Origin of the sequence: Streptomyces spectabilis, from assembly GCF_008704795.1 — a bacterium.
GTDB classification, from domain to species: Bacteria; Actinomycetota; Actinomycetes; order Streptomycetales; family Streptomycetaceae; genus Streptomyces; species Streptomyces spectabilis.
Genome location: NZ_CP023690.1, coordinates 2,765,259 through 2,778,649 on the forward strand (window position 1 = coordinate 2,765,259; position 13,391 = coordinate 2,778,649).

General features: G+C 74.1%; 12 protein-coding genes and 1 pseudogene. 7 read left to right on the forward strand and 6 right to left on the reverse strand.

The window, feature by feature from the left end:
* Positions 1-306: 306 nt before the first annotated feature.
* Positions 307-1,038, reverse strand: coding sequence for a VIT1/CCC1 transporter family protein (locus CP982_RS11900; RefSeq protein WP_150510493.1), 732 nt, complete (start codon positions 1,036-1,038; stop codon positions 307-309).
* 313 nt (positions 1,039-1,351) lie between these two features.
* Here CP982_RS11900 and CP982_RS11905 point away from each other — a divergent pair.
* The 7 genes and pseudogenes from CP982_RS11905 to CP982_RS11935 all read left to right on the forward strand — a co-directional run.
* Positions 1,352-2,191, forward strand: a pseudogene (locus CP982_RS11905) (ADP-ribosylglycohydrolase family protein); the annotation flags it as partial.
* A gap of 318 nt (positions 2,192-2,509) precedes the next feature.
* Positions 2,510-3,607: an ADP-ribosylglycohydrolase family protein gene (locus CP982_RS11910; protein WP_229878935.1), complete on the forward strand. Its 1,098-nt coding sequence runs from the start codon at positions 2,510-2,512 to the stop codon at positions 3,605-3,607.
* Between the two features lie 24 nt (positions 3,608-3,631).
* Positions 3,632-4,795, forward strand: a complete 1,164-nt coding sequence (locus CP982_RS11915) for an ADP-ribosylglycohydrolase family protein (RefSeq protein WP_150510494.1) — start codon at positions 3,632-3,634, stop codon at positions 4,793-4,795.
* A complete protein-coding gene (locus tag CP982_RS11920) occupies positions 4,795-6,186 on the forward strand; it encodes an ADP-ribosylglycohydrolase family protein (RefSeq protein ID WP_150510495.1) in 1,392 nt (463 codons plus the stop codon). Before CP982_RS11915 ends, CP982_RS11920 begins: the two co-directional genes overlap by 1 nt.
* A complete protein-coding gene (gene rbsK, locus CP982_RS11925) occupies positions 6,186-7,088 on the forward strand; it encodes a ribokinase (RefSeq protein ID WP_150510496.1) in 903 nt (300 codons plus the stop codon). The genes CP982_RS11920 and rbsK overlap by 1 nt, the downstream gene beginning before the upstream one ends.
* Positions 7,085-8,275 (forward strand): CaiB/BaiF CoA transferase family protein, encoded by a 1,191-nt coding sequence (locus tag CP982_RS11930; RefSeq protein ID WP_150510497.1) that lies wholly within the window; start codon positions 7,085-7,087, stop codon positions 8,273-8,275. The genes rbsK and CP982_RS11930 overlap by 4 nt, the downstream gene beginning before the upstream one ends.
* The gene (locus CP982_RS11935) at positions 8,272-9,105 is read left to right on the forward strand and encodes an HpcH/HpaI aldolase/citrate lyase family protein (RefSeq protein WP_150510498.1); all 834 of its coding nucleotides are present in this window, start codon (positions 8,272-8,274) and stop codon (positions 9,103-9,105) included. Before CP982_RS11930 ends, CP982_RS11935 begins: the two co-directional genes overlap by 4 nt.
* Positions 9,106-9,121: 16 nt before the next feature.
* Here the strand turns inward: CP982_RS11935 and lgt are convergent, their stop codons facing one another.
* From lgt to trpM, 5 genes are all read right to left on the reverse strand, one after another.
* Complete coding sequence (gene lgt / locus CP982_RS11940; protein ID WP_150510499.1) at positions 9,122-10,078, reverse strand: prolipoprotein diacylglyceryl transferase; 957 nt, start codon at positions 10,076-10,078, stop codon at positions 9,122-9,124.
* Between the two features lie 113 nt (positions 10,079-10,191).
* Positions 10,192-10,974, reverse strand: coding sequence for a DsbA family protein (locus tag CP982_RS11945; protein ID WP_150510500.1), 783 nt, complete (start codon positions 10,972-10,974; stop codon positions 10,192-10,194).
* A gap of 63 nt (positions 10,975-11,037) precedes the next feature.
* Entirely contained in the window at positions 11,038-11,865 is an 828-nt protein-coding gene (trpA, locus tag CP982_RS11950; protein ID WP_150510501.1) for a tryptophan synthase subunit alpha, read from the reverse strand.
* Entirely contained in the window at positions 11,862-13,115 is a 1,254-nt protein-coding gene (trpB, locus tag CP982_RS11955; RefSeq protein ID WP_150510502.1) for a tryptophan synthase subunit beta, read from the reverse strand. The genes trpA and trpB overlap by 4 nt, the downstream gene beginning before the upstream one ends.
* 90 nt (positions 13,116-13,205) lie before the next feature.
* Positions 13,206-13,388, reverse strand: a complete 183-nt coding sequence (gene trpM, locus CP982_RS42480; RefSeq protein WP_150510503.1) for a tryptophan biosynthesis modulator TrpM — start codon at positions 13,386-13,388, stop codon at positions 13,206-13,208.
* Positions 13,389-13,391: the final 3 nt, after the last annotated feature.

Sequence of the window (13,391 nt, forward strand, 5' to 3'; positions counted from 1 at the left end):
GTGGGGCACCTCCCAGGCTCTGGGGGCGCGGGCGGCGAGGGACGACGTTGGCCCTGGCGAAATTTCGTGCAGGTTACATGATGAGCCGCTTCTCGAAAAGCGGATACTTCATTCCAGTATCTGGACAGCGCTCTGGGGATGGAGAGCGGCGGAGAGGGGCCTGAACGGGCAGATCGGTGACCGGTGGCCCGGAGCGACCACAGGCCTCATTGCCCGCAGCGCTTACGGCTCATGCCCGCCGGTCAAGGCATCGAAACAGTCTCGAAACGGATACTTGTACGAGAGTCCGCATACCCCGGCGATCGGTCATCCTACGGCCGTCCCGAACAGGCTGCCCAGGGCGTACGTCACACCGGCCGCGGCCCCGCCGAGCACGAGCTGCCGCAGCCCGCTGAACCACCACGACCGCGCGGTCACCTTGGCGACGACGGCGCCGCAGGCGAACAGGCCGACGAGCGCGAGCAGCACCGCGGGCCACAGGGCACTGGCGCCCAGCAGATACGGCAGCACGGGGAGCAGCGCGCCGAGGGCGAACGAGCCGAAGGACGAGACCGCCGCCACGACCGGCGAGGGCAGATCGCTCGGGTCGATGCCGAGCTCCTCGCGGGCGTGGATCTCCAGGGCCTGCTCGGGGTCGCGCGACAGCTGCCGCGCGACCTCGCGGGCGAGGGCGGGCTCGACGCCGCGGGACTCGTAGAGCGCGGCCAGCTCCTGCTCCTCGTCCTTGGGGTGCTTGCGCAACTCCCGGCGCTCCACGTCCAGTTCGGCCTGCACCAGTTCGCGCTGCGAGGCGACCGAGGTGTACTCGCCCGCGGCCATGGAGAACGCACCGGCCGCGAGCCCGGAGAGCCCGGTGATCACGATGGTCTGCTGCGACACGGCCCCGCCCGCGACGCCCGTCATCAGGGCGAGGTTGGACACCAGGCCGTCCATGGCCCCGAAGACGGCCGGGCGCAGCCAGCCACCGTTGACGTCACGGTGGGTGTGGTTGTCACGGTGCGCCTCGTGCAGTGTCGCTTCGGTCTCGATGATCGCCATGGTGCGGCCCCCTCAGGAATGGCTCTGTACGTCTCGACATCGCTCTGACTTCTCGTCGGCGATCTCGAAAGTACGCGCGAAAAATCGCTCTCGCCAGCAAGGAAGGCCGTACTTACCTGCGAAAACACACCCCTGTGAGACGCCCGGCACGGGCCGCGCGGAGCCGTCGCAGAGCCGTCGCGGACATGCCGAAGGAGTGATGCTGAGCGCCTGCATGCTCACATGAGTGGCGCGGCGTGGCAGGGATGCTCCCAGCACGACTCAGCGGCACTCAGCGTTACTCAGCGGTACTCAGCGCGATGGGAGGCAGGACATGGCGTCCGTCGCCTGTGTTCCCCCGGTCCCGGCGCCCGACGGCGCGGGCGGACTGCGCGAGCGGGCCCGCGGGGCCCTGCTCGGCCTGGCGGTCGGCGACGCGCTCGGCGCGCCCGCCGAGAACCTGAAGCCGTCCGAGATCCGCCGCCGTTGGGGCCGCATCACCGGGTACGTCGCCGAGCACCCGGCCGGTACCGACGACACCGAGTACGCGATCTTCTCCGGCCTGCTGCTCGCCCGGCACGGCTCCGCGCTCACCGTCGCGCACGTCGAGCACGCCTGGCACCGGTGGATCGCCGACCTGGACGAAGGCCCCTTCCGAGGCGCCGGGTTCAGCGAGCGCGGCACCCTGGAGAACCTCCGCAGGGGCCTGGCCGCGCCCATCTCCGCGCAGCACCGGCACGCCTGGAGCGACGGCCTCGCGATGCGGGCCGCGCCCTTCGGCGTCTTCGCCGCGGGCCGCCCAGCGGAGGCGGCACGCCTGGTCGCCGTCGACGGCACCGTCAGCCACGACGGCGAGGGCATCCACGGCGGCCGGGCCGTCGCCGCGGGCGTCGCGGCGGCGATGGCCGGGGCCCCGGTGGAGACGGTGGTCGCGGCGGCCCTGTCCGTCATCCCGTACGACTCCTGGACCTCGCGCTCCCTGCGCCGTGCCGTCGCCGTGGCCCACCGGGGCGAACGCGCGGTCCGCTCGGCGGTCGTCATCGGCGGCTACCCCTGGACGGACCTGGCCCCGGAGGCGGTGGGCCTCGCCTTCGGCGCGTACGCGGCCGCCCGGGGCGACTTCGCGACGGCGGTCCTCACCGCGGTCAACATGGGCCGCGACGCGGACACCACGGCGGCGGTGGCGGGCGCCCTCGCCGGAGCCACGGGCGGCGCCGCCTCGATCCCCCCGGAGTGGTCAGCGGCGATCGGCCCGGTAAGGGGCACCTGCCTCCCCTCCATGAAGGGCCACCACGTACTGGACGTGGCGGAACTCCTGACAGCAGATACTGCTGTGGGCAATCGTCCCGCAGGGCAAGTGGGGTCTCCCCTGCTCGAGCGAAGCCGAGAGCTTGGGGACGGGTGGGCACAGCCCCCGGTGTCGAGCAACTGTGGAACCAGGCCCCGGGTCCAGGGGCGCAGCCCCGGCCGACGCCCCCTCGACGGGGCCCAGATCGAAGGCCTCCTGCTCGGCCTCGCGGCAGGCGACGCCGCCGGTTGGCCATCGGCCCGGCACAGGGCGACCCGCATGCCCGACTGGACCCGCCGCCTCACCCGCGAACTGGACACCTTCGCCGAGCACAACGCCACCACCACCCTCCCCGTCCCCATCGCCCTCAACCAGCCCCCTGAGCCCCTGCGCCTCGGCCCCTCGGACGACGCCGAATGGGCCGCGCTCACCGCCGAGTCCGTGCTCCGCGCCGCGGACGGCACCCTCGACCCCACCCTGACCAGGGACCGCCGCACCCGCGCCACCCTCGCCCTGTCCTGGAACACCCTGGCCAGCGAGGTCGCCGCCGCCGCGGCCCGCGCCCCGGAGGTGGAGTCCGCCGTGCTCCCCCTGCGCGCCCGCATCTCCGTGCGCGCGGGCCTCGGCAATCTGGCCGCGGGCCTCACCCCGCCCGCCACCGGCCACGACAACCCGCACTTCTTCGACGACGCGGCCTGCGTGCGCGCCTGCGTCCTGGCCGTCGTGCACCCCGGCGACCCCGAACGGGCCGCCGACCTGGCCGAGTTCGACGCCCGCTACACCCAGGACGGTGACGGCGTGCACGGCGCCCGCGCGATGGCCGCGGCGATCGCGGCCGCCCTCGGCGGCGCCGGGCCCGACGCCGCGGTCGACGCCGGCCTCGCCCAGTTGCCCGAGCACACCGAGATCGGGCGCAACGCCCGGCACGCCGTGAAGCTCGCCCGCACCTGCGCCCCCGCGGCCGACGCCACGTTCGCCCTGGTCCCGCTCCTGGAGCACGAGATCGTCGACCACGTCTACAGCTACGGCATCGCCGCCGCCGAGACCGTGCCCGTCGCCCTGGCCCTGGCCGCCGCGGCCCGCGGCCGGGTCCGCGAGGCGGTGCCCGCCGCCGCCTGTCTGTCGCGCGTGGCGGACTCGGCACCCGCGCTCGCCGGCGCCCTGACCGGCGTCCTGGGCACGGCCGCCGCGATCCCCGACAGCTGGCGCACGTCCTGCCGCACCCTGTCCGGCTGCGCCCTGCCGCGCCTCGCGGGTACCGACCTGGTGGAGCTGGCCGCACAACTGACCCGTACGAACTGACCACCCCAGGAGGGCGATCCAGGCATGCCACCACCGAAGAGGACGTTCCTCGAGGACCGCGTCACCGGTGCCCTCGTGGGCGCGGCCGTCGGCGACGCGCTCGGCGGCCCCGTGGAGGGCTACTCCCCCGAACAGATCGCGGACCGGCACGGCGGCCCGGTGCACGGCATCGTCGGCCCCTGGCACGGCGACGCCTGGCGCACGGCCCGCCCCATCGCCCCGTACCACAAGGGCGACGGCCACGTCACCGACGACACCTTGATGACGCACGCGCTGGTCCGCGTGTACGCCGCGGTACGCGACCACGTGGACGCGTACGCCGTCGCCGACCACCTGGTCCCCGACCTGATGACGAACCCGCGCTGGATCCCGGAGCTCGAGGCCGAGGCCCTGCCCCTGCACCGCGTCTTCCTCGCCGAGAAGTGGCTCGTCGCCCGCCTGCACTACGGCCACGTGGACCCGCGCGAGGCGGGCAGCGGCAACATCGTCAACTGCGGCGCGGCGATGTACATGGCGCCGGTCGGCCTGGTCAACGCCGCCCACCCCGAGGCCGCGTACGCCGAGGCCCTGGACGTCGCGGGCGCGCACCAGTCGTCGTACGGACGGGAGGCGGCGGGCGTCTTCGCGGCGGCCGTGGCGGCGGCCTGCGCCCCCGGCGCGACGCCCACCACGGTGATCGACACCTGTCTGGCCCTGGCCAAGGACGGCACGCGGGCGGCGATCGAGGCGGTGGCGGACACGGCGGGCCGCCACCGCGCCTACGAGACGGCGCTGCGCCCGCTGCGCGCGGCGGTCGCCCCCTTCGACACCGTCGGCCCCGACTACCGCGCCCCGTCCCTCGGCGCCCGGCGCCCCTCGCGCCTGCACGCCGTCGAGGAACTCCCCGTCGCGCTCGGCATGTTGCTGATCGGCGACGGCGACTACCGCGCCACCGTCCTCGGCTCGGTGAACTACGGCCGCGACTGCGACTCGATCGCCACGATGAGCGGCGCGCTCGCGGGCGCCCTGCGCGGCGAGGCCGCGGTCCCGTCCGACTGGTCGAAGCGGGTGGCCGAGGCGAGCCGCCTGGACCTGCACGCCCCGGCCCGCGCCCTGACGGCGGTCGCCGAAGAGGTCTTCGCCAAGGACCGGGCCCGCCGCCGCGCCCACGAACAGGCGTTCACGGCCCTGACGGGCGGCACCCCCTGATGCGCCTCACCTGGCTCCAGCCCGAGGACCTCCTCACCCACGAACTCCGCCAGGCAGAAGAGGAGGGCCGCGACGTCACCGAGGCCCGAACCCGCTGGCTGGCAGCGGGCGGCCACCCGGCCCCGCCCCCCTCGGGGGCCTCGCCCCACCCCGCCCCACCTTACCTACGGTCCCTCGCGGAACAACTCTTGGACGAGCTGGGTGATCCAGCCCGTCCGGCGTTTGAGGACGAGGCGCGAAGCGCCGACAACCGGGGGTCCAGGGGGCGGAGCCCCTTGGTTTCGGGAAGGGGCGGGATCGGGGAGCCCCCGGCAGGGCACCACGCCCGCGTCCACGCGGCCTGGCTCGGCAGAGCCGCGGGCTGCCTCCTGGGCAAACCCGTGGAGAAGCTCCCCCTGCACGCCATCCGCGCCCTGGCAAGGGCAGCGGACAACTGGCCGCTGACCACCTGGTTCACGGCCCGGGGCGTCCCGCCCGAGCTCACCGCCCGCCACCCCTGGAACAGACGCTCCGCCCCCACGTCCCTCGCCGAGAACATCGACGGCATGCCGGAGGACGACGACCTCAACTACCCGCTCCTCAACCTGCTGCTCCTGCGCCGGCACGGCCCCGCCTTCACCACGGCGGACGTGGCCGCCCTGTGGCTCGACGAACTCCCCGCCGCCCGCACCTTCACCGCCGAACGCGTCGCGTACCGCAACCTCCTCAACGGCGTCGTACCGCCCCGCACGGCCCGGCACCGCAACCCGTTCCGCGAGTGGATCGGCGCCCTGATCCGCGCGGACGTGCACGGCTGGACCCACCCCGGCGACCCCGGGGCGGCGGCCGAGCAGGCCCGCAGGGACGCGTGTCTGACCCACACCGGCAACGGCGTGTACGGCGCGATGTTCGCGGCGGCCACGATCGCTCAGGCCGCGTCCGGAAGCGGCGACGTGCACCACTGCCTGGCGACGGGCCTGACGGTGGTGCCGCCCGGATCCCGCCTCGCCGAGGCCGTCGGGCACGGCATCGAACTGGCCCGTACGACACGCCGCTTCGACGACGTCGTCGACGCGCTGCACACCGCGTACGGCCGCTACCACTGGGTCCACGTGGTCCCGAACGCGGCCCTGCTCGCCGCCGCCCTCACCCACGCCGACGGCGACTTCACCGGCTCCATCACGCGCGCGGTCTCCGGCGGCTGGGACACGGACTCCAACGGCGCGACGGCCGGTTCGGTCGCGGGCCTGCTCGCCGGGCACCCGGACGCGCTCCCGGCCCGCTGGACGGCCCCGCTGAAGAACCGCCTCGCCACGTCCGTCGGCGCCTTCGACGGCATCGGATTCGACGAACTGGCCACTCTTACCCATGAACTGACGCACCCTCACCCCACAGAGGAGACATCCCCCTGATGGCCCCCCACATCGTCGTCCTGGGCAGCACCAACATGGACCTGGTCGCCTACGTGCCCGAGGCCCCGCGGCGCGGCGAGACCGTCACCGGCCGCGAGTTCCGCACCTTCCCCGGCGGCAAGGGCGCCAACCAGGCCGTCGCCGCGGCCCGCGCGGGCGCCACCGTCTCGATGATCGGCGCGGTCGGCACCGACGCCTTCGGCACCCAGCTGCGCACCGCGCTCGACCACTCGGGCGTGGACACCGACCTGCTGCGCACCGTGGAGGGCGCGACCGGCACCGCGCACATCGTCGTCGACGACGACGGCGGCAACGCGATCGTGGTCGTGCCCGGCGCCAACGCCACCCTGACCGGTCTGACCCACGGCGACGAGGCCCTCATCACCTCCGCCGATCTGCTCCTGCTCCAGCTGGAGATCCCGCTCGACGGCGTCGTCGCCGCCGCGCGCCACGCCCGCGAGCACGGCGTGCGCACCGTCCTCACCCCCGCCCCCGCCCAGCAGCTGCCGCCCGAACTCCTCGACGCCACCGACCTGTTGATCCCCAACGAGCACGAGGCCGCGGCGCTCACCGGGGCCGCGGACCCGCACGCGGCGGCCCACGCGCTCCTCGACCGGGTCCCGGAGGTCGTCGTCACGCTCGGCGCCGAGGGCAGCCTGTACGCGGCGCGCGGCGCCGAACCGGTCACGGTGCCCGCCCCCCGGGTCACGGCCGTGGACACGACGGGCGCGGGCGACACCTTCGTGGGCGCGCTCGCGGCGGCGCTCGGCGAGGGCAGGCCCCTGCCGTCCGCGCTCGGCTGGGCCTCGACGGCGGCCGCGCTGTCCGTGCAGCGGCCCGGCGCGGCCGCCGCCATGCCGTACCGCACGGAGATCGACGCGGCGGCGGAGGCGGAGCGGTGACGCGGCCCCCGCTGGACGGCCTGCGCGTCATCGACCTCGCCACCCTCTTCGCGGGCCCGCTCGCCGCGACGTTCCTCGGCGACTTCGGCGCGGACGTCATCAAGGTCGAGCACCCCACGCGGCCCGACCCGTCGCGGGGCCACGGCCCGGCGAAGGACGGCATCGGCCTGTGGTGGAAGCTGCTCGGCCGCAACAAGCGCACCATGACGCTCGACCTGTCGACGCCCGGCGGCCGGACCACCCTCCTGCGCCTCGCCGCCGACGCGGACGTGATCGTGGAGAACTTCCGCCCGGGCACCCTGGAGAAGTGGGACCTGGGCTGGGACGAGCTGAGCGCGGCCAACCCGCGCCTGGTGCTCGCCCGCGTCACGGGCTTCGGGCAGTTCGGGCCGTACGCGCGCCGCCCCGGCTTCGGCACCCTCGCCGAGGCGATGAGCGGCTTCGCGGCGGTGACCGGCGAGCCCGAAGGGCCGCCCACGCTGCCGCCGTTCGGCCTCGCGGACTCCATCGCCGGGCTCGCCACGGCGTACGCGGTGATGACGGCGCTCGCCGCCCGCGACCGCACGGGCCGGGGCCAGGTCGTCGACATGGCGATCATCGAGCCGATCCTCACGGTCCTGGGCCCGCAGCCGCTCTGGTACGACCAGCTGGGCCACGTACAGCCGCGCACCGGCAACCGCTCCACGAACAACGCGCCCCGCAACACCTACCGCACGGCCGACGGCGGCTGGGTCGCGGTGTCCACGTCGGCCCAGTCGATCGCGGAGCGGGTGATGCGCCTGGTCGGCCGCCCCGAGCTGACCGACGAGCCCTGGTTCACCACCGGCGCCGGGCGGGCCGCGCACGCGGACGTCCTCGACGAGGCGGTCGGCACCTGGATCGCCCGGCACACCCGCGCCGAGGTCGTCGAGGCCTTCGAGAAGGCGGAGGCGGCGGTGGCCCCGGTCCAGGACGTACGGGACGTCATGACGGATCCGCAGTACACGGCCCTGGGCACCCTCACCACGGTCCCCGACCCGGAGCTCGGCCCCCTGCGGATGCAGAACGTCCTGTTCCGCCTCTCCGAGACGCCCGGCGGGATCCGCTGGGCGGGCCGCCCGCACGGCGCCGACACCGACGAGATCCTCACCGGACTCGGCCTCACGGCCGGGGAGATCGCCTCGCTGCGCACGGCGGGTGCGCTATGAGACCGCACCCGCTGACCTGGCTGTACGCTCCCGGCGACCGGCCCGAGGTGGTGGCCAAGGCGCTGGTGGCGGGCGCGGACGTGGTGATCGTCGACCTGGAGGACGCGGTGGCGCACGGCCGCAAGGCGTACGCCCGCGCGGCCACCGCCGAGCTGCTCGGCGAGCCGTGCCCGGTGCCGGTCCACGTCCGCGTGAACGCCCTCGGCACTCCCCTGTCCGACGCCGACCTGGAGGCGCTCGCCCCGCTGCCCGGCCTCGCGGGTCTGCGGCTGCCCAAGGTCGCGTCGGCCGACGACGTGATCCGCACCGCCGAACGCGCCGCTCCCCGGGACGGCGGCGCACCCGCCCTGTACGCCCTGCTCGAATCGGCCCTGGGCGTGGAGCGGGCCTTCGCCGTCGCGACCGCCCACCCGGCGCTGCGCGGCCTGTCCATCGGGGAGGCGGACCTCCGCGCCGACCTCGGCGTACGGGACGAGGCGGGCCTCGACTGGTGCCGCTCCCGGGTGGTGGTGGCGGCCCGGGCCGCGGGGCTCCCGCCGCCCGCCCAGTCGGTCTACCCCGACGTCCGCGACACCGACGGCCTCACGGCGTCCTGCGCCCGGGGCCGCGCCCTTGGCCTGCTCGGCCGCGCGGCGATCCACCCGCGTCAGCTGCCGGTCATCGAGCGCGCGTACCTGCCGACTCCGCAGGAGGTCGAACGGGCGGAGGAGGTCCTCAAGGCGGCGGCCGCGGAGGAGGGAGCGCAGGCGCTCCCCGACGGCCGCTTCGTGGACCGCGCGGTGGTGGAGCAGGCCCACAGGACGCTCGCGCTGGCCCACCGCACGCCGTAGTCACGGCGCGTCCGCGTCAGCCCTTGGAAGCGGACTCCGCCTCGCCGTCGGACCCGGCCTTGTCCAGACTGGTCTTCCCGGCACCGGGCTTCTCGGCCCCGGCCTCGGACAGGGCGTCCGCGGGCTCGGCCTTGTCGCTGTCGGGGGCGCCCCCGACAGGAACCGGCTCGACGATCTCCTCACGCCCCGGCCGCAGCCGGGCCGAGAGCACGAGGTACACCACGGCGAGCAGGAAGACGAGCAGCGCGGTCCAGTTGTTCAGGCGCAGGCCGAGGAATTCGTGCGCGTCGTCGACCCGCATGTACTCGATCCAGAAGCGGCCTACACAGTACGAGGCGACGTACAGCGCGAACGCCCGGCCGTGGCCCAGCTTGAAGCGCCGGTCCGCCCAGATGACCAGCAGCGCGACACCGATGCACCACAGCGACTCGTACAGGAACGTCGGGTGGTACGTGCCGGGGACGCGGCCGTCGTCGGAGCTGGTGATCTTCAGCGCCCACGGAACGTCCGTCTCCCTGCCGTACAGCTCCTGGTTGAACCAGTTGCCCCAGCGGCCGATCGCCTGGGCGAAGGCGATGCCGGGGGCCAGCGCGTCGGCCCAGGCGGGCAGCGGGATGCCGCGCCTGCGACAGCCGATCCAGGCGCCGACCGCGCCGAAGGCGATCGCACCCCAGATGCCGAGGCCGCCCTCCCAGATCTTGAAGGCGTCCACCCAGTCACGGCCGTCGCCGAAGTACAGCTGGTAGTCCGTGATCACGTGGTAGAGGCGGCCGCCGACCAGGCCGAAGGGCACCGCCCACACGGAGATGTCGGCCACGGTGCCGGGCTGCCCGCCACGGGCGACCCACCGCTTGTTGCCGAGCCACACGGCGACGAACACGCCGATGATGATGCAGAACGCGTAGCCGCGCAGCGGGATGGGGCCGAGGTCGACCACTCCGCGCGAAGGACTGGGGATGTAGGCAAATTCCATGGCAGGGTCGACGCTACCTTGCTGGGCGGGGGCGACGGCAACCAGCCCGACAACGGGTCCGTAACAGGGGCCCGGCGGCGGGACGGGATCCGGCCGCCGCCGGGCGGACCCGCCTAGCCGTTCGCCTTCTCCACGGCGGCCTTGAGCTTGTCGGGGGTCAGCGGGTTCTTCTGGTCCTCGAAGATGTTCTTCCCGTCGAGCAGGACCGTGGGCGTGCCGCGCAGGCCCGCGTCCTCGAAGGCCTTGTCGGACTTGGTCACCCAGCTGTTGTGCGTGCCGTCGGTGACGCACTTCTTGAAGGGCGCGGTGTCGAGTCCTTCGACCTTGCCCGCGAGCTCGATCAGCTTGTCGTTGTCCGCGAAGGCGTCGTCCGTCTCCATCGGCTGGTTCTGGAACAGCACGTCGTGGTACGGCGCGAACTTGCCCGCGTCCTGGGCGCAGGCGGCGGCGTTGGCGGCGCGCAGGGAGCCGGAGCCGCCCATGTTGTCGTCGATGAGGGTCGCGAGGTGGTACTGGACCTTCAGCTGTCCCTTGTCCACCAGGCCGTTGATCGCCGAGCGGTAGCCGTCCTCGAACTGCTTGCAGGCCGGGCAGCGGAAGTCCTCCCAGACGGTGAGGGTGGACTTGGCGCCGTCCTTGCCCGACTGGATGGCCAGCTTGTCCTTGCCCGCCGCGCCGGTGGGGGCGACGACCGGGCCCGCGCTGTCCTTCTTCTTGTCGTCGTCCCCGGCGTTGGCCGCGAGCAGGCCGCCGACCGCGGCCAGGGCGAGCACGCCGACGACCGCCGCGCTCACCAGGAGCGTGCGGCGCCGCCTGTCGCGCGCCTTCTGCCGCTCACGCTCCACTGCTAGGCGCTCCCGGGCGGTGCGCTTACCCTCACGGTTCTTCTCGCTCATACCGGACCAAACGAACCGGGGAGGCGCGAGCGCGCCTCCCCGGTCCAGGTCCACCCGTACGAGCTACCGTCCGTGCGACGAGCCCTTGCGCACGCCCCGGGCCAGCTCGCCCGCGAGGTCACGCACCGCTGCCAGGCCCGCGGCCTCGTCCGCGGCGTCCAGCATCCGCTGGACGAACGCCGAGCCGACGATGACGCCGTCGGCGAAGCCCGCGACCTCGGCCGCCTGCTCGGCGTTCGAGACGCCGAGGCCGACACAGACCGGCAGGTCGGTGGTGGCGCGGGTGCGCCGGACGAGGTCCGCGGCCTGCTCGCCGACCGAGACGCGGGTGCCGGTGACCCCCATCAGCGAGGCGGCGTACACGAAGCCGGAGCCCGCCGCCGTGATCTCCCTGAGCCGCTGGTCCTTGCTGCTCGGGGCGACGACGAAGACGGTGGCCAGATCGTGCTTGGCCGCGTGCTCGCGCCACAGCGCCGACTCCTGGACGGGCAGGTCGGGCAGGATGCAGCCCGCGCCGCCGGCCTCGGCGAGCTCGGCGGTGAAGCGCTCCACGCCGTAGCGGTCGATGGGGTTCCAATACGTCATGACGAGGACCGGCTTGCCCGTCGCGGCGTGGGCCTCGCGGACCGTGCGCAGCACGTCCGCGATCCTGACGCCGCCGCGCAGGGCGATGTCGTCGGCGGTCTGGATGACGGGCCCGTCGAGGACGGGGTCGCTGTGCGGGAGCCCCACTTCCACGACGTCCGCGCCGCCCGCGAAGGCGGCCTTGACCGCCTCGATGCCGCCGTCGACGGTCGGGAAGCCGGCGGGCAGATACGCGATGAGGGCTGAGCGGCCCTCGTCCTCGGCGGCGGCGAGGGTGTCGTTCAGCAGCCTGATGTTCCCGCTCACTGGGAGTCCCCCTTGGCAGCGTCGTCGCCGTCGTACAGGCCGAAGTACCGGGCGGCCGTGTCCATGTCCTTGTCGCCGCGTCCGGAGAGGTTGACCACGAGCAGGCCCTCGGGCCCCAGCTCCTTGCCGACCTCCAGGGCCCCGGCGAGCGCGTGGGCGCTCTCGATCGCCGGGATGATCCCTTCGCTGCGGGAGAGCAGGCGCAGGGCCCGCATCGCGGCGTCGTCGGTGACGGCGCGGTACTCGCCGCGGCCGCTGTCCTTGAGGAAGGCGTGCTCCGGGCCGATGCCCGGGTAGTCGAGCCCCGCCGAGATGGAGTACGGCTCGGTGATCTGGCCCTCCTCGTCCTGCAGGACGTAGGACCGCGAACCGTGCAGGATGCCCGGCTCGCCCGCGGTCAGGGTGGCCGCGTGCTCGCCGGTCTCGACGCCGTGGCCCGCGGGCTCGCAGCCGATGAGGCGGACCTCCGCGTCCGGGATGAAGGCGTGGAAGAGGCCGATGGCGTTGGAGCCGCCGCCGACGCAGGCGATCGCGGCGTCGGGCAGGCGCCCGGCGCGCTCCAGGATCTGCCGCCTGGCCTCGACCCCGATGACGCGGTGGAAGTCCCGCACCATGGCGGGGAAGGGGTGCGGCCCGGCCACGGTCCCGAAGAGGTAGTGGGTGCGGTCCACATTGGCGACCCAGTCGCGGAAGGCCTCGTTGATCGCGTCCTTCAGCGTGCGGCTGCCGGACTTCACGGCGATGACCTCGGCGCCGAGCATGCGCATGCGGGCGACGTTCAGCGCCTGGCGCTGGGTGTCGATCTCGCCCATGTAGATGGTGCAGTCCAGGCCGAACAGCGCGCAGGCCGTCGCCGTGGCGACGCCGTGCTGGCCCGCCCCGGTCTCGGCGATCACCCGGGTCTTGCCCATCCGCCGGGTGAGCAGGGCCTGCCCGAGCACATTGTTGATCTTGTGGGAGCCGGTGTGGTTGAGGTCCTCCCGCTTCAGGAAGACGCGGGCGCCACCGGCGTGCTCGGCGAACCTCGGCACCTCGGTGAGGGCGCTGGGGCGGCCCGTGTAGTTCACGAGCAGGTCGTCGAGCTCCCGGGCGAACGCGGGGTCGGCCTTCGCCTTCTCGAACTCGACCGCAACCTCGTCGACCGCCGCGACCAGGGCCTCCGGGATGAACTTGCCGCCGAACGCGCCGAAGTAGCCTTCAGCGCTGGGGACTTGGCCGTCCGGGTCGGGAATGAAGAACTCGCTGGGCATGTGTGGGTACCTCGTTGTCGTGCGTGAGCGAACGTGGGTAACCGTCTGCGCGCAGCCGAACCGGTCCGGCGGTGCCGGACTCGTGCGAGGTCAGGGACGCGCGCCGCGAGGGCGCCATCGCATCCCGTTCACCTGCCCGGGCTCGTCCCCGATGACGTACCGCACGCGCCGCCCGTGCACCCGTCGCGCCGGCGCCCGGCAGCCGCGCGGCCGGCACCCGCGGGCGAGGCGGGCGTACGGGTCGCGCGTGGCGGCGAGGCGGTCGGCGGACATGGG

Excerpts from the sequence above, each read along its gene's own strand:
- CP982_RS11900 (WP_150510493.1), bottom strand. The coding sequence starts at position 1,038 with ATGGCGATCATCGAGACCGAAGCGACACTGCACGAGGCGCACCGTGAC.
- CP982_RS11915 (WP_150510494.1), top strand. The coding sequence starts at position 3,632 with ATGCCACCACCGAAGAGGACGTTCCTCGAGGACCGCGTCACCGGTGCC.
- CP982_RS11920 (WP_150510495.1), top strand. The coding sequence starts at position 4,795 with ATGCGCCTCACCTGGCTCCAGCCCGAGGACCTCCTCACCCACGAACTC.
- rbsK (WP_150510496.1), top strand. The coding sequence starts at position 6,186 with ATGGCCCCCCACATCGTCGTCCTGGGCAGCACCAACATGGACCTGGTC.
- CP982_RS11935 (WP_150510498.1), top strand. The coding sequence starts at position 8,272 with ATGAGACCGCACCCGCTGACCTGGCTGTACGCTCCCGGCGACCGGCCC.
- lgt (WP_150510499.1), bottom strand. The coding sequence starts at position 10,078 with ATGGAATTTGCCTACATCCCCAGTCCTTCGCGCGGAGTGGTCGACCTC.
- CP982_RS11945 (WP_150510500.1), bottom strand. The coding sequence starts at position 10,974 with ATGAGCGAGAAGAACCGTGAGGGTAAGCGCACCGCCCGGGAGCGCCTA.
- trpB (WP_150510502.1), bottom strand. The coding sequence starts at position 13,115 with ATGCCCAGCGAGTTCTTCATTCCCGACCCGGACGGCCAAGTCCCCAGC.
- trpM (WP_150510503.1), bottom strand. The coding sequence starts at position 13,388 with ATGTCCGCCGACCGCCTCGCCGCCACGCGCGACCCGTACGCCCGCCTC.